The organism is Floridaenema evergladense BLCC-F167 (assembly GCF_041929205.2).
Classification (GTDB): domain Bacteria; phylum Cyanobacteriota; class Cyanobacteriia; order Cyanobacteriales; family Aerosakkonemataceae; genus Floridanema; species Floridanema evergladense.
In genome coordinates, this window is record NZ_CM171625.1 from 5856731 (window position 1) to 5878047 (window position 21317).

Consider the following 21317-nt stretch of genomic DNA (forward strand, 5'->3'; position numbering starts at 1 on the left):
CTAAAGTAAAAAAAATTGAATTAATGAGGGTGCAAAAGTAATCATTATAAAATTTATGGCGATCGCTCTCAATAATACACAAATGAATCAGGATTATCATTTAAACTCTTATTACCAAGTAGGCGGTAGTTTGCCAGTCAATGCGTTGACTTATGTTAAACGACAAGCCGATCGAGACTTATATCAAGCTTTAAAATCTGGAGAGTTTTGTTATGTATTGAATTCGCGCCAAATGGGTAAATCTAGTTTGCGAATTCAAACAATGCAAAGATTACAAGCAGAAGGAATAGTTTGCGCGGGAATTGACCTAACAGCAATTGGTAGCCAGAATATCACAATAGAACAATGGTATGCTGGAATTACGCATAAATTGGTAACGAGTTTTGGGTTAACGGTTAGTTCGCGGAATTGGTGGCGCGATCGCCAATATCTTTCACCATTACAAAACTTTAGTGACTTTATTGAAGAAGTCTTATTAAAAGAAGTTAAAAAGCCTATTGTTATCTTTATAGATGAGATTGATAGCGTTCTCAGTTTAAACTTTTCTAGCGATGATTTTTTTGCTTTTGTTCGCGCTTGTTATAACAAAAGAGCCGAAAATTCAGATTATCAACGATTGAGCTTTGCTTTATTAGGTGTAGCGACTCCTTCAGATTTAATTCATGATAAAAACCGCACACCTTTTAATATTGGTCAAGCCATTGAATTATCGGGATTTAAGTTAGAAGAAGCTGCACCGTTAGCTAGTGGAATAATGGATAAAGCCAGCAATCCTAAAGCAGTATTAAAAGAGATTTTATACTGGACGGGTGGACAACCTTTTTTAACTCAAAGACTATGTAAAATCGTCCGAAGTTCGGAGATTTTCATTAATGAAGGTGCAGAAGTAGAGGCGATTAGAAATTTAGTACAAAGCCGGATAATTGAAAATTGGGAAGTTCAAGATGAACCGGAACATTTGCGGACAATTCGCGATCGCTTTTTGAACAAAGGTAAACATCTAGCGAGAATTTTGGGACTATATCAACAAATTTTACAATATAGAGAAATTATAGCTGATGGTAGCCTAGAGTCAATGCAATTGCGTTTATTAGGTGTGGTTGTCGAACAGCAGGGAAAATTAAAAGTTTATAATCCAATTTATGCTTCAGTTTTTCACTTGAATTGGGTGAAAAAACAATTAAGTAATCTCCGACCTTACGCCGAAGCATTGACAGCTTGGTTAGCCTCAAATCGTCAAGACCAATCTCGATTATTGCGCGGTCAAGCTTTGCAAGATGCCAGAGATTGGGCAGTAGGTAAAATATTAAATAACGAAGATTATCAATTTTTAGATGCTAGTCAAGAAGTAGACAAAAAACAAGTACAAATTGAACTAAAAACCCAAATTGAAGCTAATAAAATTTTAACCGAAGCGCAACAGAGAGCCAAACTGACAATTCGTAGAGGAGTGGCAGTATTACTGTTAACTTCAATTTCTGCGATCGCCATAGTACTAGGAGCAAACATCAACGTTGAAAGAGCAAAAGAAGAACTAAAATTAGAACAAGCCGCAGCCAGCTCTTGGCGACAATTTAGCACAGACCAAATCGCAGGTTTATTATCCGCAATTAAAACCGGAAAAAGATTAAAAGAAGTAGTACATAACTCTCGGCAATGGCAAGAATATTCTGCACCTAGCCCAGTATCAACATTACAAAGTATTTTAGACAATATTACCGAAGAAAATTACTTTGATATTCATTCAGGTCGAGTTTTTAGTGTAAGTTTCAGCCCCAATGGACAGTACTTAGCTGCCACAGCAGAGCATGGAATTGTTAAAATTTTAAACCTTTCAGGAAAAGTCTTAACCCAACTGCAAGGTCACAAAGGTTCCGTTCGCAGTGTTACTTTCAGTCCTGATAGTAAATACCTGGCTACATCTGGTGAAGATGGTACTGTTCGCATCTGGAATTTTTCCGGGAAACAACTAATACAAATAAAAGCACATAAACGCCCTATTTCAAATGTAAGTTTCAGTCCAAATAGTAAATATTTCGCTACAGCTAGTGAAGATGGAACTGTTCGCATTTGGAATTTGTTCGGACAGCAACTAACCCAATTAAAAGGTCACAAAGGAGCAATTTGGAAAGTTAGTTTTAGTCCTGATGGTAAATATTTAGGTACTGTTGGTGAAGATGGGACAACCAGACTTTGGCAACTATCAGGAAAACAGTTGTGGAAATTCACCGGAAATCGATATTCCGTTATTAGCTTGAGTTTTAGCCCAGATGGACAGTACTTGGCTACCACAGGAATAGATGGTAACGTTCGACTTTCTAACATTTCTGGAAGGCTAATCAGACAATGGAAAAGTAGCCGAGATGCAGTTTTAAGCGTAAATTTTAGCCCTAATGGGAAATTATTGGCTACAGCAGGAGTAGATGGTAAAGCCAGACTTTGGAACCTATCAGGAGAACAATTAGCTGAATTTCCCAGTCATCAGGAACGAGTTGAAGAAGTTAATTTTAGTCCAAATGGTAAGATTCTTGCCACAGCGGGAGCAGATGGGAGAGTCAGAATTTGGAACTTAGAAAATATCTTTGGAACTTCTCGCCAACTAGTTTTCCAAAAGCAAGGACATCGCGCTGAAGCTTGGAGCGTTAATTTTAGCCCAGATGGGGAACATCTCGCTACAGCAGGAGAAGATGGGGTAACTAAAGTTTGGAATTTAAAAGGAGAAACATTAGCCCAATTCAAACGTCTTTCAAATAAAGATAATAGTGGGATTAATAGCGTGGTTTTTAATCGTGATGGGCGTTTGATAGCTACCGCAGGAAATGATGGTAAAGTAGAGGTATGGAATTGGCGAGAGAAAAAGTTAATCAAGTCAATGATTCATCCAGATCGAATTTATAGCGTCAGTTTCAGTCCAGATGGACAAAGTATTGCTACAGCAGGAAATGACGGTATTGTTCGCCTCTGGAAATTATCTCAAACCCAACCTATTACTCTCTCAGGTCATGAAGGTTTAGTTTATGCGGTTGCTTTTAGTCCAAATGGTCAATTTCTAGCCACCGCAGGAGATGATGGCACGGTTCGACTTTGGGATTTGTCTAAGCGCCAGCAAGTGAAAACTATGCTGCATGATAGTGAAGTTTTGAGCGTCAGTTTTAGCCCCGATGGACAAACTTTAGCTAGTACTGGATACACTACTATTCGACTTTGGGACTTGTCTGGCAAAGAACTGAATAAGTTTAATACTCATCAAGGTGGACTTTTGAGCGTGACTTTTAGCCCGGATGGTCAGGTTTTGGCAACAGCCGGACAGGATGGTACAGTACAACTATGGTTACTGTCGGGACAACGAATTGCTCAATTTAGTGGTCATAAGGGCAGAGTTTATAGTAGTAGCTTTAGCCCAAATGGACAATATTTAGCTACTGCGGGAATGGATGGTACCGTAAGACTTTGGCGTGTAGAAGGTTTGGATGAGTTATTAAAGCGTGGTTGTATATGGTTAAAGAATTTCTTTGCAATTCATCCGCAAGAATCTCGGATTTGCCGTTAATTTTCTTAAGTTTCAGATTCTCTTCTAGTTGTGGTGGAAAACTTTGGTTTTGGGTACTGGGAACTAGAGATTGGGAATGGGAATTTATTAATATATTCAGGCATTAGATTAATTAATCCGGGTTACTTCTTAACATTATTAACAAGAGAAGTCAAAAGGTAGAGGAATTCTGTACTTAGTTGTAAGGAAAGATCTATTTTATTACATAATTGAAAATTTTCGTAAGTGAAGATCCGGATTTGAGGAAAATAACTAGTATTTTTAAGGAAATATTTTTAGTAATAAATTTTAGAGAATAAATTTCCTGATTTGAACGCGATATTAGGAAAATATGTTTGAGGCTTACGGGGTGACTTATTCAATGTTAATAGTAGTGGTGCTGAAGAGAATGAGTACAATTATTTATCGATTTAATTGGAAGGAATGAGGTAAATAAAATGAAGACGATCGCGATGATTTTAGGAATACTTTTACTGAATAGCTTAGACAGTTTTTGGCTAGATTTTAATAATCATGATACTGCCAAACATAATATCGATCGCCCTAATTACCAACTTTTATCCGAAGCTGTTCCACCAGATAGAGGCTCTCCTAGAAGGAGGGGAAGAGGCAGGCTGAAAGATTCTCCTTATATTAACGATGATATAAGATTTCTTGTCTATCGCTACGGAAAAAATTCTGTAGTATGAAAAATATACTAGAAACAAAAATTAATAGTTTCCATGAGTCCGACAGACAATTCAGTATATCATTATCAAGTCGGTGGAAGCCTGCCAATTGATGCACCCACTTATGTGAGACGACAAGCAGATGATGACTTATATATTGGTTTGAAGTCGGGTGAATTTTGCTATGTGTTGAACTCTCGGCAAATGGGTAAGTCTAGCTTGCGAGTGCAGACAATGCAGCGGTTGCAAGCAGATGGAATTGCTTGTGCTGCGATCGATATTACGGCAATTGGTAGCCAACAGATTACTCTAGAACAGTGGTATGCGGGTATCATTCAAAGGTTGATCGCTACTTTACAAATTAACTTAAATTTGAGAAGTTGGTGGCGCGATCGCGATCATCTTTCTCCAGTGCAACGCTTTAGCGAATTTATCGAGTCTATATTGCTGATAGAAGTTCCACAAAAAATTGTGATATTTGTAGATGAGATCGATAGCATTCTGAGCTTAAGTTTCTCCTTAGATGATTTTTTTGCTGCGATTCGTGCCTGGTATAACAAACGTGCCGATCGACCAGAATATAAACGTTTAACTTTTGCTTTGTTGGGAGTGGCAACGCCTAGCGATTTGATTTCTGACAAAAATCGAACGCCGTTTAATATTGGAAAAGCCATTCAATTAAATGGGTTTCAATTCCATGAAGCGCAGCCTTTAGCTGAAGGATTGGCAAGTAAAGTTAGTAATCCTCAAGCAGTATTAAAAGCAGTGTTGGATTGGACAGGCGGGCAACTTTTTTTGACTCAGAAAGTTTGTCAATTAATTCGTACATCCTCTGAAATAAAAGAATTGAACCACAGAGACGCAGAGAAAGAAGAGAAAGATTTAATTGAGAAGTGGGTTGAGAGATTGGTCGTAAAATGTATTATTGAAAATTGGGAAACGCAGGATGAACCGGAGCATTTGAAAACGATACGCGATCGTCTTTTTTGCAATGAAAAACAATGTAATCGCTTGCTAGGAATTTATCACCAAATTCTGCAACATCAAAGCATAACAGAGAATGACAGTAGCGAACAAATGAGATTGCGGCTAGCAGGGTTAGTAGTTAAGCAGGAAGGAAGCTTAAAAGTTTATAACCGTATTTATGCAGCAGTTTTTAATAGTAGCTGGGTGGAGAAAGAATTAGCAAATCTGCGCCCTTATGCAGAAAATTTAGCAGCTTGGGTTGCTTCAAATTGTAATGACTCGCGTCTACTCCGGGGACAAGCATTAGAAGATGCTCTAGATTGGTCTGTAGACAAACATTTGAGTAATGAAGATCATCTATTTTTAGCAGCGAGTCAAAATTTAAAGAATCGAGAATTGCAACAGGTATTGGAAGCAGAAAGAAAAGCTATTGAAGCAGAAAGAAAAGCAGAGCAAGTAAAGAGAGATTTGGAAGCAGAAAGAAGAGCCAAGGAGTTAGCGCAACAGGATATTCTGGTACTTACAGAAGCACAAAAAAAAGCCAGAAAGATGATTCGTGCAGGTTTTACAGTATTATCTTTAACTACGGCTTGTGCGATCGCTGTTGCTTTTTGGGGAAATACAATTTTTGAAATAAGTAAGAAAAAAGTTAAACAATTAAAAGAAATTGTCAAAATAGAACAATCAGCAGATAAAACTTCGCGACAATTTAAAAGCGGGCAATTAGAAGCTTTACTATCAACCATCAAATCAGGAAATCGCTTAAAAGAAATTATTAAATCTTCTCATTTATCGCAGAAAGACCCAGTAATCAGTTCAGAATCAACACTATCAACTCTTCAAGAGATACTAGGTAACATTAAGGAACAAAATTATTTTAATATTAATTCGGGTCGAGTTTTTAGCGTGGCTTTTAGTCCCAATGGACAGTATATAGCAACTACAGCCGAGGATGGAATTATCGAAATTTTAGGTCTTTCGGGGAAAGAAATTATAAAATTTATTAGTCATAATAATAAGTCAGTGCGGAGTGTGAATTTTAGTCCCGATAGCAAATATATTGCTACGGCGGGAGAAGATGGGATGGCGCGAATTTGGGATTTATCAGGTAAACAATTAGTTGAATTAAAAGGACATAAAGGCTCAATTTGGAATGCAATTTTTAGTCCTGATGACAAATATATTGCTACTGCTGGTAGAGATGGAACAGCAAGAATTTGGAATCCATCAGGAAGGGAACTTAAGAAGTTAATCGGACATCAAGGGTCTGTCATTAGTCTTAGTTTTGCTCCAAACAAACAACGCCTAGTCACTACTGGAGAAGATGGAATTGTTCAACTTTGGAATCTTGCCGAAAAATCCTTCGGACAACCTTTAGCAAAATGGAGAAATAGCCGAAATTCCGTATTAAATATCAGTTTTAGTCCCGATGAAAAATACCTAGCTACTGCCGGAATTGATGGAAAAGCTAGATTTTGGGATATATCTGGACAATTAATAGCAGAATTTCCTAGTCATCAAAAACGAGTGGAAAGTCTAAGTTTTAGTCCTAATAAAAAAATCATAGCCACAGCAGGCGGAGATGGGAAAGTGCGAATTTGGAATTTGGAATGGCCTCTGACAAATTCTCGGCAATTAGTATCAAGTTGGAAGGGTCACAATGCAGAGGTTTGGAGTGTGACTTTTAGCCCTGATGGAAAGTATTTTGCTTCAGCTGGACAAGATAGTATAGCTAAAGTTTGGGACTTCCAAGGCAAGCAATTAGCTAAATTTAATTGTCATAAAGATGGAATTAATACTATAGTTTTTAGTCGGAATGGAAAGTTGTTAGCGACAACAGGAAATGACTATCAAGTGAGATTATGGAGTTGGGAATCAAAAAGGTTAGTGCGATCGCTAATTCATCCAGATAGAGTTTACAGTGCTAGTTTTAGTTCCGATAATCAAAGTATCGTTACAGGTGGAAAAGATGGGATTGTGCGCCTCTGGAAAATTTCCGCACTACAGCAACCTATTCTGTTTAAAGGTCATCAAGGTTCAGTTAATAGCGTTTCTTTTAGTCCGAATGGGCAATACATAGGTTCAGCCGGAAAAGATGGTACTATTCGACTTTGGGATTTATCAGGACAACAGATAATCAAAATTAGGAGTCATGAAGGCGAAGTTTTAAGTATTAACTTTAGTCCAGATGGTCAACATTTAGTTAGTAGTGGAACTGATACAACCATCCGAGTTTGGAACTTATCTGGTAAAGAATTAAATAAGTTTACTACTGGTCAAGGCGGAGTATTGAATGCTACTTATAGCCCAGATGGTAAGCTGTTGGCTATTGCTGGACAAGACGGAACAACACAGTTATGGTTGCCATCGGGACAGTTAATTGCTAACTTTAAAGGCCATGAAGGTAGGGTTTACAATGTGAGTTTTAGCCCCAACGGAAAGTATTTAGTTACTGTGGGAGAAGATGGTACGGTAAAGCGTTGGCGCGTGGAAGGATTAGACGAGTTGCTGAGGCGTGGTTGCTTATGGTTAAAAGATTATTTTGTTACTCATCCGAACTCACGTCGTATTTGTGCAACAATTCCCTAGTTTTTAGATTTTCTAATTAATACAAAAGAACTAAACTTCAGCTATCAGCAAATAGCTGGAAAACCTTATTTACGTATAATCAAGTAAATTTTTGCTGAAGTTCTATACTTGCCAAATGGGGAAAAGAGTGGTAGTCTCACCAATTGCATAAATTCACACATTCTCTATAATTAATAATATAGGGTGCTAGAAACCAGAAAATTTTCTATTTTTCCGGATCTTTATAGCCTATCTATGAAGAATTATTTATCATCTATATATAACTAAACTTTAATAGGGGAAAACAAATCATAACTTGAGTGATAAATCGGGAACAAATTGCAGCTAGTATTCATCATCTTGTACAAGAAGTAGTGGAGGTAAAAGCAAATGAAGTTAGTTTTAATTCTGTTAGAAGTAATCATTTTAAGCGGATTTGCAATTTCTTACGCTAACTTAAAATGGTTTAATAATGCTAAAAATAACATCGACAATTCTGGGTTCTCTGTTTTAGCTGAAGCCGTTCCAGATAATAATGGTTCTCCTGATAGCAGAGGACGAGGCAGCCAAGGTAACAAATTCCAAGAAGACAAAACTGAAGATGTTAAGTCTTGCTAATGGCAATCTTTGTTCGGTACATTAAAATAAAAAGTACCGTTGTGCCATTGGTAAAACTGTTGCAGGTTCGCAAGTTAATAATTCTCCATCTGCCCTAACTTGATAGGTTTCTGGATCGACTTCGATTTGTGGTAAAGCATCGTTTAATTTCAAATCTCGCTTGGTAATTTGGCGAGTTCCTGATACTGCGATCGCACTTTTTTGCAATTTCAACTGGGCGGGAATTTCTCTTTCTAATGCTGCTTGGGAAACAAAGGTGAATGATGTTGCCGCGATCGCACCCCCAAAACTAGCAAACATCGGGCGAGTATGCACGGGTTGAGGTGTGGGAATGCTGGCGTTAGCATCTCCCATTTGGGCATAAGCGATCGCACCACCTTTAATCACTATCTCTGGTTTTACGCCAAAAAATGCAGGTTTCCAAAGACATAAATCTGCTAATTTTCCTTCTTCTACCGAACCAACAAATTGAGCAATTCCGTGAGTTATTGCCGGATTAATAGTATACTTAGCTACATACCTCTTTACCCTGAAGTTGTCTGCTCTCTCCTGCATTTCTCCTTGTGATGTAGGGGAGAGAATTCCTCTTTGTACTTTCATTTTGTGGGCGGTTTGCCAAGTACGAATTATCACTTCCCCTACTCTTCCCATTGCTTGCGAGTCGGAGGAAATCATACTAAATGCGCCCAAGTCGTGCAAAATGTCTTCAGCTGCGATCGTCTCCCGGCGAATGCGCGACTCTGCAAAGGCGACATCTTCGGGAATGCTGGGCGAAAGGTGATGGCACACCATCAGCATATCTAAGTGTTCTTCCAGAGTGTTCAAAGTGTAAGGTCGAGTCGGGTTGGTGGAAGAAGGTAGCACATTTAACTCGCCGCACACTTTAATAATGTCGGGTGCGTGCCCTCCGCCTGCGCCTTCGGTGTGGTAAGTGTGGATGGCGCGATTTTTGAAGGCGGCGATCGTAGCTTCCACAAATCCGGCTTCGTTGAGAGTGTCAGTATGAATTGCTACCTGTACGTCGAATCGATCGGCAACGCTAAGGCAAGTATCAATTGTTGCTGGTGTGGTTCCCCAATCTTCGTGCAGTTTTAACCCCATCACCCCTGCGAGTACTTGTTCTTCCAAACCTTCAGGCTTGCTGCTGTTGCCTTTGCCCAAAAATCCCAAGTTGACGGGGAAGGCATCAGCAGCTTGCAACATTCGGTAAATATTCCAAGGCCCCGGAGTGCAGGTCGTAGCATTTGTGCCTGTAGCGGGGCCAGTACCACCACCGATCATTGTGGTTACACCTGATGCGATCGCTGTCTCAATCTGTTGCGGACAAATGAAGTGAATGTGCGAATCGATACCACCAGCAGTAAGTATCATGCCTTCCCCAGCTAAAGCTTCAGTTCCGGGGCCAATAATAATATTTACATTGTCTTGAATATAAGGATTTCCAGCTTTACCAATTTTAAAAATTTTGCCATCTTTAATGCCAATATCTGCTTTAATAATCCCCCACCAATCGACGACTAAAGCATTAGTAATTACTAAATCAACGGCACCATCACTGTTAGAAATTGGCGATTGTCCCATGCCATCTCTGATTACTTTGCCGCCGCCAAATTTGACTTCATCGCCGTAGGTTGTCAGGTCTTGTTCTACTTCAATAAATAATTCTGTATCGGCTAAACGGATGCGATCGCCCACCGTTGGCCCATAAGTTTCTGCATAAGCCCGCCGATCCATTCTATAACTCATAATAACTCCTCACAATTGGCTAATTTTAAATTCTTCAAACTTAGTGGAAAAGCCATTTCCATCGGGAGAGGCACACATTAAACCAGCATTTACTGTTACTTTTGGGGTAAGATATGCCAATCGCAGCATTGTGTAATCTTTGCCATCGAAAGAGTATTTTACTTCGATCGCACTGCCACGCCGAATTACTTTAATCCAAATAGAAGCGGGATTTTGTGGTAATGGTACAACTGACCAATCGGAATAATTTCTGGTAACAACAGCACTAATTTGTTGCACACCTTCGACAAATTCAATGCCACATTTTAACCAGTTGGCTTCATCCAACCGCACCATAATTCCCGCTTGGTCATATAGATCCCGATACTCACCGCTAACTTTCACATCAACAACAAAGTTTCCTTGAATTGTTTGATAGAAAAAGTGACCGTTGTCTCGGATAAAACCGTAGTGAGTCTCGCGCCAAAAGTCGGTTTTTGCGCCAGAATTAACATTTATTGTATCACCTTGAACTTGCCAATTTGGTGGTGTGTTGTACCATTCCATAATTAAGTTTTACTAATCAAAGCTTATCAAGTTGATTTTACGGTTATTTTGAATTAACAAACCTAAAATTTTTTGGAAAAAACGCGACTTACCCAAATAAGCATAAAGTAGGAGGTTGCGATCGTTCAAATTTAAAAAAAGTGGGCATTTAGCCCACCCAAAACTTATTATGGAACATAAACAGGAGCCAATTCAACTCCTAATTCTGACCTCCATTCAGCCACAGATTTTTCCCAATTTTCTTCCCACTTTTGCGCCAGAAGAAATGGTTTAGCTTTAGCTCCCATTCTATAACCTACAGCAATCCGATCTAATAACAGATCCAAATGTTCTGGAGAACTTAACAAAGTTCGTAGTAACCCACCAGCTAATAATATAATTGACATGGGTCTACGAGTTTGAGCTAATTCAAATCCTTTTAATCCCAATTCCCCAATCACATCAGTTTTCATGCCTGTAATTATATGCCAAATATCATGGCTTTGGCGAATTCTTAAAAACACATAACTGACATCATCTACTACTGCAATTTTGCGGTAAAAGTTTGGGTCAAAACCTGCTTCTGTGAGATAGGATGCGTATTCATATCCTAAAGATCCTTTGGGTAATTTTAGCAGTGCATTCATATCTGGTTCTGGTGCTAGGTAACGTTCGGCAATAATTGCTGCTACCTCTGGTTTTGATTTGAGAAATTCTACAGATAATGGAGCAGCTTTAATGTTACGTAAACCTTCTTCTACATCGTAAATAGAATCAGTTTGTCCGGGATCTCTTAAAAGAGTAACAACTCCTTTTATCGTTTGTATGTAGTCAATATTGCGGCGTTGTCTATCTTTGAGAAACATAAAAAATCATCCGATTTACTAATTTTATGTTGCTGGTAGACTCCCGTTAATTTTGCCGTTAAAGCCGTAAACTTCTCGACTACCGACAAAGGGTACTAACACTACTTCTTTTTCGTCTCCAGGCTCAAAGCGTACTGCTGTACCCGCAGGAATATCAAGGCGCATTCCCTTAGTTTGTTCTCTGTCAAATTCTAGAAATTCATTTACTTCATAAAAGTGAAAATGTGAACCAACTTGAATGGGTCGATCGCCTCTATTTGCTACCAACATTCTTCGAGTATAACGACCTGCATTTAATTCAATTTCACCCTCTGGTGTGATCATTTCTCCGGGTATCATTTTTCCTCCTCAAAGTCAGTCCGTTGTAAATTATAAATGCAATTTTCACAGTTATTCGGGAAATTTTGGAGTTGGTTTGGGCGATCGCAAATCAATTCTTGTTGGTAGCAACTAAATAATTGGATTGTGTACTGTTACCAATTTTGTGCCATCAGGAAAGGTTGCTTCTACCTGTACTTCATGCACCATTTCTGCTACCCCTTCCATCACATCTTTTTTGCTGAGTATAGTTGTTCCATAGCTCATCAATTCTGCTACAGTACGACCATCTCTAGCACCTTCTAAAATAGCAGCAGTAATGTAGGCTACGGCTTCAGGATAATTTAGTTTTAATCCTCTCTCTTTGCGGCGTTCTGCTAACAGGGCGGCGGTGAAAATTAAAAGTTTATCTTTTTCCTGGGGTGTCAGTTGCATAGTTTCAACTTGGTTGCAATTATTGGATAACACTTTTTAGAATGTATCAGAATCAGCTATTATTCTGAGTTAATTTTCATAAAATTTCCAGACAAGGACTGAACTCTCGATTATGAACTTTATCACCAACATTTTGCACATTCTAACCTCTGGTGCAGCAGCTTATGTAACTTCGCGTAATATGCGCGACAGTCTGACTCGCCCAAGTATGTTAGCAAGTTTGCAACTTTCTGAATCTGGCGCAGTTCCTTTTTTGGAAAAATTAAGTCAAAGGGCGACTGCTGAAGGCGATACTTGGTTAGCGGAAAAGTTGGCGCGTCATGCTGCTGATGAACGTCGTCACGGACAAATTTTTGCCCAAGCTTTGAAACAATTAAACAAGCAAATAATTGATTTTAAAAGCTTGTCTAAAAGCAATAATAACAACCGCAGTCCATTTTTTGCAGCTTACTTCCAAGGTTATTCTAGTGAAAATTTGAAACCGGAAAATATTAAATGGGATGTATTTATGGCAAGTACTTACATCCTAGAATTGGATGCTAGTAAAGATTTCGTGCGAATGGCGAATGCTTTGCCAGAAGATCCCATTAGTAACAATATCAAAAAGGGAATTTTAAGCGTAGCAAAAGATGAAACAGGTCATGCAGCTTATCTTTATGAAGCATTAGAAAGTCGTTTACCTGCTGCGGAAGTTGTGCAGTTAACTGATGAATGGCGATCGCGCAAAGTTAATGCACTTTTTGCCATGATTAATGATTTTTTGCAAAAGGGCGGAAAAATGACTAACTTGGCGCGTGATGGCGTACCTTCAGAATTAGAAAATGAGCTGGTAATTAATTAGTACGTTGTTGCGCTTTAGCGCCAACTGTAGCGCTAAAGCGCAACAACATACTTTACTTAATTTTACTGCCAAACTCTGGGCGGACAACTGGGACGATCGCAAAAATTCACCCGCAACAAATCCCAAACTCGTTTAAACCAATGTCTTACTTCTATACTAGAAGCGCCCCGATATCGACATAATAAACCCTCGTTTATTTGGGTAACTCCGGCTTCTCCTTTACTGGAAAAATCAGGTTGATTTTGCCAAATTTCTCTCGCTTTTTCTACTATTTCCGGCGAGACTTTTTCACCTACCCAAACTAAACTAGCAACTATTGGTTGTCCGGCTAAACCATGAGGACTATTAATCATTTCTTCCCCTGCTGGTAGCCATTGTCGATCGATCCACAAAGGTTTTCCTTGTCGCCAAATTTCAGTGTAACTGCGCCATTCTCCGGTTAAGAATTTCTCACCTCTGGCGCTACGTCCTAAGCGGGTAATTTCCCAACCTAACCAAGTGGCTTTCGGTGCTAATTCTACCCGCAAATCTTGCCGATAATTTGCCCCATTAAAAATAATACTTTCTTGTGGTAGCCATTCTAAATAAGCGCCAGAATCTACTTTAATTTGAATACTTTGTTTTGCTTGGAAGCCGTTACTGCGATAAATTTTACTTGCAGCAGCGGTGGTGATTAAGGCTTTGGCCTTGGGTTGTAATTGAATATCGAAAGTAAGCCGATCGCCTCCCACCATTCCCCCCGCAGTGTGCAAAATTACGCTGTGACAAATATCAGTACCTTCAGGATAAAAAGGTCTTTGTACTTTTAGGGGTGCGATCGCTAAATTGTGAATTAGTTGGGTGGTGTTTTGGCGATCGGCATAAACTAAATTAACTTTTCCCTGCCATCCAGAAGATAAAGAAACCGCTATTTTCTCAGCAGCGTTATTGTCCACTTTATATTAATAAGTATTGGGCAAATTGAAAATAATCTAAATATTATCATATTAATGTTATAATTTAGCTAAGTTTACTCAACATCTACAACAAAATATTGAATATGGTGCAAACAATCCAAGGTCAAAACGTCGATCTGCGCGACTTAATCAACAAATTCGGTCTTCAGTTTGTAGAAGATTTACAATTCTTCCCTGAATGGCAAGAAAATTTACCAGACCTTACTGATTTAGAAAAACAACAATTAGATAAAGTTAAAGCTGGCTATATGAACTTACTTAATTACCCACCCCTCCTAGAAGATGTGGTAAAAATGTCGGTTCTCGACCCAATTTTATTTATTGGAAACTTTTATCTAGCTCCCTTTTATGTTAAGTCAGAACAATCCATTACAATTAGTTCTGAAGATGAAGAAGTAATTATAACTGGTAGGCTAGATGTTTTAGTGCTGAAAGACCAATTTTGGGTGATGGCAATTGAATCGAAAAAATTTAGTTTCTCGATCGAAGCTGGACGCGCCCAAATCCTCGCTTATATGTTAGGTAATCCTCACTCAGAAAAGCCCAGTTTTGGTATGATTACCACAGGTGGCAGTTTCATTTTTCTAAAATTAGTTAAAGGAGAAAGACCACAATACGGTTTATCTAAAACTTTTTCCACTCTTAATCCTGGCAATGAATTATACGATGTTCTCCGAATTTTAAAACGCCTCTGCCAATTAGTCATTAATAATTAATAGCAATTGAATACTTCAAATTCTTAGACAAATTGGCGAATCTCAATTATTAAATTTAAACCTTTGTTTAATAATCTAAATATTAACACACAATACTTTACTTATAACTAAATTAATAGTTACAAATCCTCATAGTTTTTTGTATTCAAAAATACAGTATGTCGGTTATAGTTATCTTTAACTTAAGTGCAGCTAAAAGGCAAAATTAATTAGCCAATCTGCGGGACAGATAGCACCAAAAAAGTTTCACTAATCAGGGGAATACTATGCCTGAAGTTCTCTTCAAAGTAGACTTGAATAAACCATTTACCGAACAAGCATTAGTCGGACATAATCGTTGGCATCCTGATATTCCGGCAATAGTTTCTGTTAATCCGGGGGCTGTATTTCGCATTGAATGTAAAGATTGGACAGATGGACAAATTGGCAATAATGACAACCCCAACGATGTCAAAGATGTTGATTTAACGGTAGTTCATGTATTAAGTGGCCCAATTCATGTCAACGGTGCCCAACCCGGAGATATTCTGATTGTTGACATTTTAGATGTGGGAACTTTATCAGAATATGAATGGGGATTTACGGGAATTTTTGCCAAAGAAAATGGCGGAGGTTTCCTGACAGAACATTTTCCAATTGCTCAAAAAGCGATTTGGGATATTCAAGGAATTTACACGAAATCTCGTCACATTCCTGATGTCAGATTTGCCGGAATTCCTCACCCTGGATTAATAGGTTGTGCGCCTTCTCATGACTTACTTGCTACTTGGAATAAACGGGAAGCAGACTTAGTAGCAACTAACCCAAATAGAGTCCCACCTTTAGCCGCATTACCTAACCCTCAAAACGCAATTCTTGGCTCATTAAAAGGTGCAGAATATGACAGAATTGCCCAAGAAGCAGCCAGAACTGTGCCACCTCGCGAACATGGGGGAAATTGTGATATTAAAAACTTGTCCAAAGGTTCGAGAATTTATTTCCCAGTTTATGTAGACGGCGCGAAACTTTCAATGGGAGATATTCACTTTTCCCAAGGTGATGGGGAAATCTCTTTTTGTGGTGCGATCGAAATGGCTGGTTACATTGATTTGCACGTTGATATTATTAAAGGTGGCGTGGCAAAATATGGATTAACGAATCCAATTTTTAAACCGGGACCTGTGGAACCTCGTTATTCTGAATATCTGGTATTTGAAGGGATTTCTGTTGATGAATTTACCGGACAACAATATTATTTAGATGCTCATGTTGCTTATCGGCGTGCTTGTTTGAATGCGATCGAATATTTCAAAAAATTCGGTTATACCGGAGAGCAAATTTACCTGCTTTTAGGTTCCGCACCAGTAGAAGGGCGAATTAGTGGCATTGTAGACATTCCTAATGCTTGTTGTACCCTCGCAGTTCCCACCGCAATTTTTGAAAAGAATGTTTTACCAACATAGAGTATGAGATTTTGCACCAAGAGGCGGAGCCTCTATTTTTCGTTCCCAGGTTGAACCTGGGAACGAGATTTGGGAGGTTCTACCTCCAAGCTCTGCAAGAGCGGAGTATTCTTTGACAATCCTCGATCGAAAATCTAAAATCCAAAATCAACTATGCCTCTTTACGAATTTGATTGCCAAAAATGTGGAACTTTTGAAAAATTCCGCAGTATGAGCGAAACTAACAAGCCAATGTTTTGCCCAACTTGCCAAGCGGAAGCTAAACGAGTTTATTCCGTAGCTGGCTTAATTATGACACCTCAATCTTTAAGAACTCGCATCGATCAAAGTGCAGAACCTCGCTTAGTTAATCGTTCAGAAATTAAGCATTCTCACACACATAAACACCATCATCATGAGCCTAGCAGACCTTGGATGATTGGTCATTAAATTTACCAATAATGGCTTTGAAATCAGGTAATTTAGAGATAAGTTCTATTTCTAAATTACCTGAGTTTCTTATGTGACTGGATAGCCAGCAGATGCGATCGCTTCCCGAATTTCAGTCTCCGGTTTTTCCGTTTCTACATTCACTAACTTAGTTTTAGGATCGGCTTGTACCACAGCATTAGGATCGATCGTTTTAATCGCTTTGGTAATAGTATCGCTACAAGCAGAACAAGCCATACTCGGCACTTTTAATTCCATGTTCGATCTTTACTCCTGTTTGAGATCTTTTGTTACTAACTATTTTACTAAATCGCAGAATTTAGGATTAACGCAACTAGTTATCAAGATTACCGATTAGATCCCCCCTAACCCCCCTTACCAAGGGGGGAACTGATTTCAAAGTCCCCCTTTTTAAGGGAAAAACTGATTTCAAAGTCCCCCTTTTTAAGGGGGATTTAGGGGGATCTAAAATTTACAGCCAACGTCCACCAAAACTACCCATTCTTGGGTTCATCATTCCCATACCACCAGCATTAAACCAACTTCTTAGCCAAGCTTGCATCTGATGAATTTCTTGACGTTGGCTAATACTAATTTGTTGGGCTAATTTACTCACTTCAATATGTTTCGCTAAATTATTTCCTAATAGCTGATGAGACATCATGACTGCGCCTTTATGGTGCATTCGCATATCTTCCAAAAATGCTAAATCCAAATCATCACCTTTGAGATTAGTTAAATCTCGCATCATTGGATGATATGTTACTTTGGTATTTTGATTCGGATACCATTGTTTTAAAAATTGTCGCATCTGCTGAATTTCTGCACTTTGAACGCGGATAATATCATCAGCAAATTTTTTCATTTCTGGGCGATTCGTTCCCGCTTTTAATAGTTTAGCAGTGGCGATCGCTTCTTGATGATGGGGAATCATTTGGGTGAGAAAATCAGCCTCATTTTCCACTCTCATCGAGTGCATCATTCCCATTCCCATACCGCCCATCATTCCGGGACAACCTGTTACTGAAGAATTTGTTTGTTGATTTGCTGAAAGTGAATCAGCCTTTGTTACCTGGGTAGTGGCTAAGGTTGCTGTACCAATACTTGCAAAAGCAAGAGCAATTAACAATCTGTTTGGCATTAACATATCTTTTAACCTCCCAAAGCTATTGTTTCAGCTTTTAGGAATTCATCATTTTTATGATAAAGTCTCCTCATGAGCGGAGAGTCAAGAGAAAAAAGCCAAAATTAATTTTTTTTTAGTTTTTTTCCTGGTTCAGTACCTTACTGCCATTCTCTAAGTACGTTGTTGCGCTTTAGCGCTCTAGATAATAGCGCTAAAGCGCAACAACGTACAATGTTAGTCAATTTCAGGCATGATAAATAAGCACTTCCCAAATTTCTGTTAGGGTAATTCACTAAAATTATGGATCTGCAACAAACTGCACAATTATTTGTCAATGGAATTGCTGTAGGTAGCGTCATTGCTTTAGCAGCAGTTGGGTTAACGTTAACTTACGGAATTTTGCGCCTTTCCAATTTTGCTCATGGCGATTTTATGACGCTGGGAGCTTATTTTACTTGGTTAGCGAATACAACTGCCAACATAAATATTTGGTTGTCGATGATGTTAGGGGCGATCGGTACAGTTGCGGCAATGTTATTGTCAGAAAAAATAATTTGGTCGCCAATGCGCGATCGCCGTGCCACTTCCACAACCCTAATTATTATCTCGATCGGATTGGCGTTATTTCTTCGCAACGGCATCATTTTTATTTGGGGCGGTAGCAACCAATCTTATGCTTTGCCTGTAGTTCCAGCAATTGAAGTTTTTGGCATCAGAATAGCTTTTTATCGTATCTTAGTAGTAATTTTGGCAATTTTAGCAATTGTGGCATTACATTTGCTCCTGCAAAATACCAAAATTGGCAAAGCAATGCGGGCAGTTGCCGATAATGTTGACTTAGCCCGTGTCACAGGGATTAATGTAGACCGAGTAGTGATTTGGACTTGGGTAATTGCGGGAAGTTTAACCGCTTTGGGCGGGGGAATGTATGGTTTAATTACCGCAGTGCGTCCGAATATGGGCTGGTTTTTGATTTTGCCGATGTTTGCTTCGGTAATTTTGGGCGGTATTGGCAACCCTTATGGCGCGATCGCAGGTGCCCTAGTCATCGGTTTAGCTCAAGAACTCAGCGTACCCTTCTTGGGTAGCGAGTACAAATTAGGCGTAGCACTCTTGATGATGATCGTCGTGCTACTCATTCGTCCCCAAGGTTTATTTAAAGGCACAGTTTAAATAAGGAGTCAGAACTCAAAAGTCAGAATTACAGAATAATTATCCCGTCTCCTGTATCCTGACTCCTTATCGATCTACCCAAAAATTCTTAATTACTCAAGAATATGGAAATAATAAGCAGCCACAATGAAGTTGACTGCTAACAGCAACAGTGCCCAACCTAGACGGAAAGTATATGGTGGTTTGCCAGTTTTGGTTACAGCACCACTTGATTGATTGGCTTGAGCAGCCATAAGTTTTAGCTCCTTTAGATGAGACTTTTCTAAAGAAATACCAAAGAAACTCGCTTTTTGGTACAAATCGACAAAAATCTTTTAGTCTCTTAACAAAGGGGACTGGGAGGTGGGGAGGTAGGGGGAGTTTTGAGTTTTGAGTTTTGAGTTAACTTCCCCATCTCCCCATCTCCCCATCCCCCCATCTCCCCATCTCCCCACCTCCCCATCTCCCCATCCCCCCATCTCCCCATCTCCCCATCCCCCCATCTCCCCATCTCCTGCATGGTAGGAACTCCGCACCAAGGGGCCGGAACGGACGTGGGAAAAGCCGAGTTCTTGGGCGATCGCACCGAGTCGATCGAATTCTTCGGGTGTCCAGTATTTCTGCACTGGCAGGTGTTCTAAGGAGGGGCGGAGATATTGACCGAGAGTGAGGCGATCGCAACCTACTGCCCTCAAATCTGCCATTGCTTCCATAACTTCTGCTTCGGTTTCTCCATGTCCCAACATCAAACCTGATTTTGTCGGGATGCTTGGGTCAAGATTTTTGACAATTCTGAGAACGTCTAGACTGCGATCGTATTTTGCCCCCCGTCGCACCGGGTTTTGCAACCGCCGCACTGTTTCAATATTGTGGTTATAACAAGCGGGTTTTGCCTTAACTACAGTGGCAATTCTTTGATCTTGCTTTTGTGCGGGCGAAATTTCTGAATCCCCTTGTCCTCCCCAAAAATCAGGGGTTAATACTTCAATTTGGGTTGCTGGGTTGAGTTGGCGAATTGCTTCCATTGTGGCGACAAACCAACCCGCACCACCATCGGGCAAATCATCTCTGGCAACTGAAGTCAGCACCACATAACGCAACCCCAACAACTGCACGGACTCGGCAACTTTTTGCGGTTCTTGGGGGTCAAGGGGCATGGGTGCGTGTCCTTTGTCCACCTGGCAGAAAGCACAAGTCCTTGTACAAGTCGGTCCCATCAATAAAAAAGTTGCGGTTTTTTGGGAATAGCACTCGCCTCGGTTTGGACAACGCCCTTCTTCACAAATAGTATGAATCTGTCTTTGTTTAATGATTCGTTGTACTGTAGAAATTTCACTAGCTTTACCGATGCCTCGCTGTCTTAACCAAGGAGGCATTGCTGCAATTTCCGATCGCATTTGCGAATTGACAAAACTAGATACAATTGTTGGGTTAGCTTCAGAAGCCATGATAGTAGAGAATTATGATGTTAATAGAGGTTAACAAAACTCTTAATAAATAGCATGACGTACATTGTAGAGCTTTGGCTAAACTAGCATTATGATTAAGAGGCAACTTCAGTCAAGCGTAATATAGTCCCTATTAGAGGAATTGGTCGTGCCAAACAAAATCTTAGTTATTGATGACAGCGGAGTGATCCGTAAAACGGTAAAAGATATGTTACCTGCGGGTAAGTTTGAGATTGTAGAAGCCAAAGATGGTGTAGAAGGACTCAATCTTGCCAAAAAGGAACGCCCCAATTGGATTATGTTAGATTTCATCTTACCAAAAATGAGTGGTTGGGATGTTTATCAAGAGTTGGAAAAACAACCAGAACTCCGCAAGATTCCCTTAGTAGTAATGTCAGGGCGTAAGGAAGAAGTAACATCAAAAATTCCCGATGCTTCTTTTAAATTTATCGAGTTTCTTGTTAAGCCCTTTGATCAAAAACAATTAATGGCGGCTTTAAAAAGTTCTATGGAGAAAGTAAAGCTCAGACCAGCCCCTCCCCCTGGCAAAGAACCTGCACCCCCCGCCCCCCCTAAAGATGAAGACGGTGCAGCAAGTGCAGGAGAAATTCAAGCTTTGAAACAGCAAATTGCTAAGTTAAATGCTGAGGTAGAAGCTTTGAAGAAACAACAGGCTCAAATTATGACTTTTATTAAGCAGAAATTAAAATAGTAGCCTTTGTTAAATAAGTATTTTCTTAAGTCTAGTAGTCATGGGACGCTGCTAGGCTTATTTTTATGGCAGAAGGTTCCCAGGAAAGAAAGGCAACACTAATAAAGGTTAATTACATTTTAGTGAATGCTTTATTAATTTAATTATTTTCTCAATTTTTGCGATCGCCAAACCAGAGAACTTACCTAAAGATAGTTATATAATTAAATTAGTTTATCAGACTAACACCTGAGTA

The 21317-nt window shown here is 39.4% G+C and carries 19 protein-coding genes and 1 pseudogene; 10 read left to right on the top strand and 10 right to left on the bottom strand.

Features of this window, described 5'->3' with window-relative positions; translation table 11 throughout:
• Positions 1-55 precede the first annotated feature (55 nt).
• The 4 genes from ACE1CA_RS28020 (at position 56) to ACE1CA_RS28035 (ending at position 8370) form a co-directional block, all read left to right on the top strand.
• Complete coding sequence (locus tag ACE1CA_RS28020) at positions 56-3550, top strand: WD40 domain-containing protein (protein WP_413281090.1); 3495 nt, start codon at positions 56-58, stop codon at positions 3548-3550.
• Positions 3551-3987: 437 nt separating this feature from the next.
• Positions 3988-4239 carry a hypothetical protein gene (locus ACE1CA_RS28025; protein WP_413281089.1) on the top strand — a complete coding sequence of 84 codons (252 nt, stop codon included), beginning with the start codon at positions 3988-3990 and terminating at the stop codon, positions 4237-4239.
• A gap of 33 nt (positions 4240-4272) precedes the next feature.
• Positions 4273-7773: a WD40 domain-containing protein gene (locus ACE1CA_RS28030; RefSeq protein WP_413281088.1), complete on the top strand. Its 3501-nt coding sequence runs from the start codon at positions 4273-4275 to the stop codon at positions 7771-7773.
• Positions 7774-8142: 369 nt separating this feature from the next.
• Complete coding sequence (locus ACE1CA_RS28035) at positions 8143-8370, top strand: hypothetical protein (protein WP_413281087.1); 228 nt, start codon at positions 8143-8145, stop codon at positions 8368-8370.
• Between the two features lie 21 nt (positions 8371-8391).
• On the opposite strand, the gene ureC is transcribed toward ACE1CA_RS28035, so the two are convergent.
• The 5 genes from ureC to ureA form a co-directional block, all read right to left on the bottom strand.
• Positions 8392-10116: an urease subunit alpha gene (gene ureC, locus ACE1CA_RS28040; protein ID WP_413281086.1), complete on the bottom strand. Its 1725-nt coding sequence runs from the start codon at positions 10114-10116 to the stop codon at positions 8392-8394.
• A 9-nt stretch (positions 10117-10125) separates the two neighbouring features.
• Positions 10126-10662, bottom strand: a complete 537-nt coding sequence (locus ACE1CA_RS28045; RefSeq protein ID WP_413281085.1) for a DUF1349 domain-containing protein — start codon at positions 10660-10662, stop codon at positions 10126-10128.
• Between the two features lie 167 nt (positions 10663-10829).
• Positions 10830-11507 carry a Coq4 family protein gene (locus ACE1CA_RS28050; RefSeq protein WP_413281084.1) on the bottom strand — a complete coding sequence of 226 codons (678 nt, stop codon included), beginning with the start codon at positions 11505-11507 and terminating at the stop codon, positions 10830-10832.
• A 24-nt stretch (positions 11508-11531) separates the two neighbouring features.
• The gene (locus tag ACE1CA_RS28055; protein ID WP_413281083.1) at positions 11532-11846 is read right to left on the bottom strand and encodes an urease subunit beta; all 315 of its coding nucleotides are present in this window, start codon (positions 11844-11846) and stop codon (positions 11532-11534) included.
• Positions 11847-11957: 111 nt separating this feature from the next.
• Complete coding sequence (ureA, locus tag ACE1CA_RS28060) at positions 11958-12260, bottom strand: urease subunit gamma (protein WP_413281082.1); 303 nt, start codon at positions 12258-12260, stop codon at positions 11958-11960.
• 112 nt (positions 12261-12372) lie between these two features.
• On the opposite strand from ureA, the gene ACE1CA_RS28065 reads away from it, so the two are divergent.
• Positions 12373-13101: a ferritin-like domain-containing protein gene (locus tag ACE1CA_RS28065; RefSeq protein WP_413281081.1), complete on the top strand. Its 729-nt coding sequence runs from the start codon at positions 12373-12375 to the stop codon at positions 13099-13101.
• A 62-nt stretch (positions 13102-13163) separates the two neighbouring features.
• Here ACE1CA_RS28065 and ACE1CA_RS28070 read toward each other — a convergent pair whose 3' ends face one another.
• The gene (locus ACE1CA_RS28070; protein ID WP_413281080.1) at positions 13164-14036 is read right to left on the bottom strand and encodes an urease accessory protein UreD; all 873 of its coding nucleotides are present in this window, start codon (positions 14034-14036) and stop codon (positions 13164-13166) included.
• A gap of 104 nt (positions 14037-14140) precedes the next feature.
• Between ACE1CA_RS28070 and ACE1CA_RS28075 the strand changes: the two genes are divergently transcribed.
• The 3 genes from ACE1CA_RS28075 (at position 14141) to ACE1CA_RS28085 (ending at position 16644) form a co-directional block, all read left to right on the top strand.
• On the top strand, positions 14141-14773 hold the full coding sequence (locus ACE1CA_RS28075) for a PD-(D/E)XK nuclease family protein (protein WP_413281079.1): 633 nt from the start codon (positions 14141-14143) through the stop codon (positions 14771-14773).
• A 266-nt stretch (positions 14774-15039) separates the two neighbouring features.
• Positions 15040-16215 (top strand): formamidase, encoded by a 1176-nt coding sequence (gene fmdA, locus ACE1CA_RS28080; RefSeq protein ID WP_413281078.1) that lies wholly within the window; start codon positions 15040-15042, stop codon positions 16213-16215.
• Positions 16216-16368: 153 nt separating this feature from the next.
• A complete protein-coding gene (locus ACE1CA_RS28085) occupies positions 16369-16644 on the top strand; it encodes an FmdB family zinc ribbon protein (RefSeq protein WP_413281077.1) in 276 nt (91 codons plus the stop codon).
• A 69-nt stretch (positions 16645-16713) separates the two neighbouring features.
• Here ACE1CA_RS28085 and ACE1CA_RS28090 read toward each other — a convergent pair whose 3' ends face one another.
• Together ACE1CA_RS28090 and ACE1CA_RS28095 are read right to left on the bottom strand one after the other, a co-directional pair.
• A complete protein-coding gene (locus tag ACE1CA_RS28090; protein WP_413281076.1) occupies positions 16714-16902 on the bottom strand; it encodes a heavy-metal-associated domain-containing protein in 189 nt (62 codons plus the stop codon).
• A gap of 214 nt (positions 16903-17116) precedes the next feature.
• Positions 17117-17791 carry a DUF305 domain-containing protein gene (locus ACE1CA_RS28095; RefSeq protein WP_486517567.1) on the bottom strand — a complete coding sequence of 225 codons (675 nt, stop codon included), beginning with the start codon at positions 17789-17791 and terminating at the stop codon, positions 17117-17119.
• A gap of 279 nt (positions 17792-18070) precedes the next feature.
• Here ACE1CA_RS28095 and ACE1CA_RS28100 point away from each other — a divergent pair, with 279 nt between their 5' ends.
• Entirely contained in the window at positions 18071-18943 is an 873-nt protein-coding gene (locus ACE1CA_RS28100) for a branched-chain amino acid ABC transporter permease (RefSeq protein ID WP_413278672.1), read from the top strand.
• Positions 18944-19035: 92 nt separating this feature from the next.
• Here the strand turns inward: ACE1CA_RS28100 and psaX are convergent, their stop codons facing one another.
• Complete coding sequence (gene psaX / locus ACE1CA_RS28105) at positions 19036-19176, bottom strand: photosystem I protein PsaX (RefSeq protein ID WP_413278671.1); 141 nt, start codon at positions 19174-19176, stop codon at positions 19036-19038.
• Positions 19177-19428: 252 nt separating this feature from the next.
• A pseudogene (lipA, locus tag ACE1CA_RS28110) lies at positions 19429-20370 on the bottom strand (lipoyl synthase); the annotation flags it as partial.
• Between the two features lie 208 nt (positions 20371-20578).
• On the opposite strand from lipA, the gene ACE1CA_RS28115 reads away from it, so the two are divergent.
• Positions 20579-21082 (top strand): response regulator, encoded by a 504-nt coding sequence (locus tag ACE1CA_RS28115; protein ID WP_486517985.1) that lies wholly within the window; start codon positions 20579-20581, stop codon positions 21080-21082.
• The last annotated feature ends 235 nt before the right edge of the window (positions 21083-21317 follow it).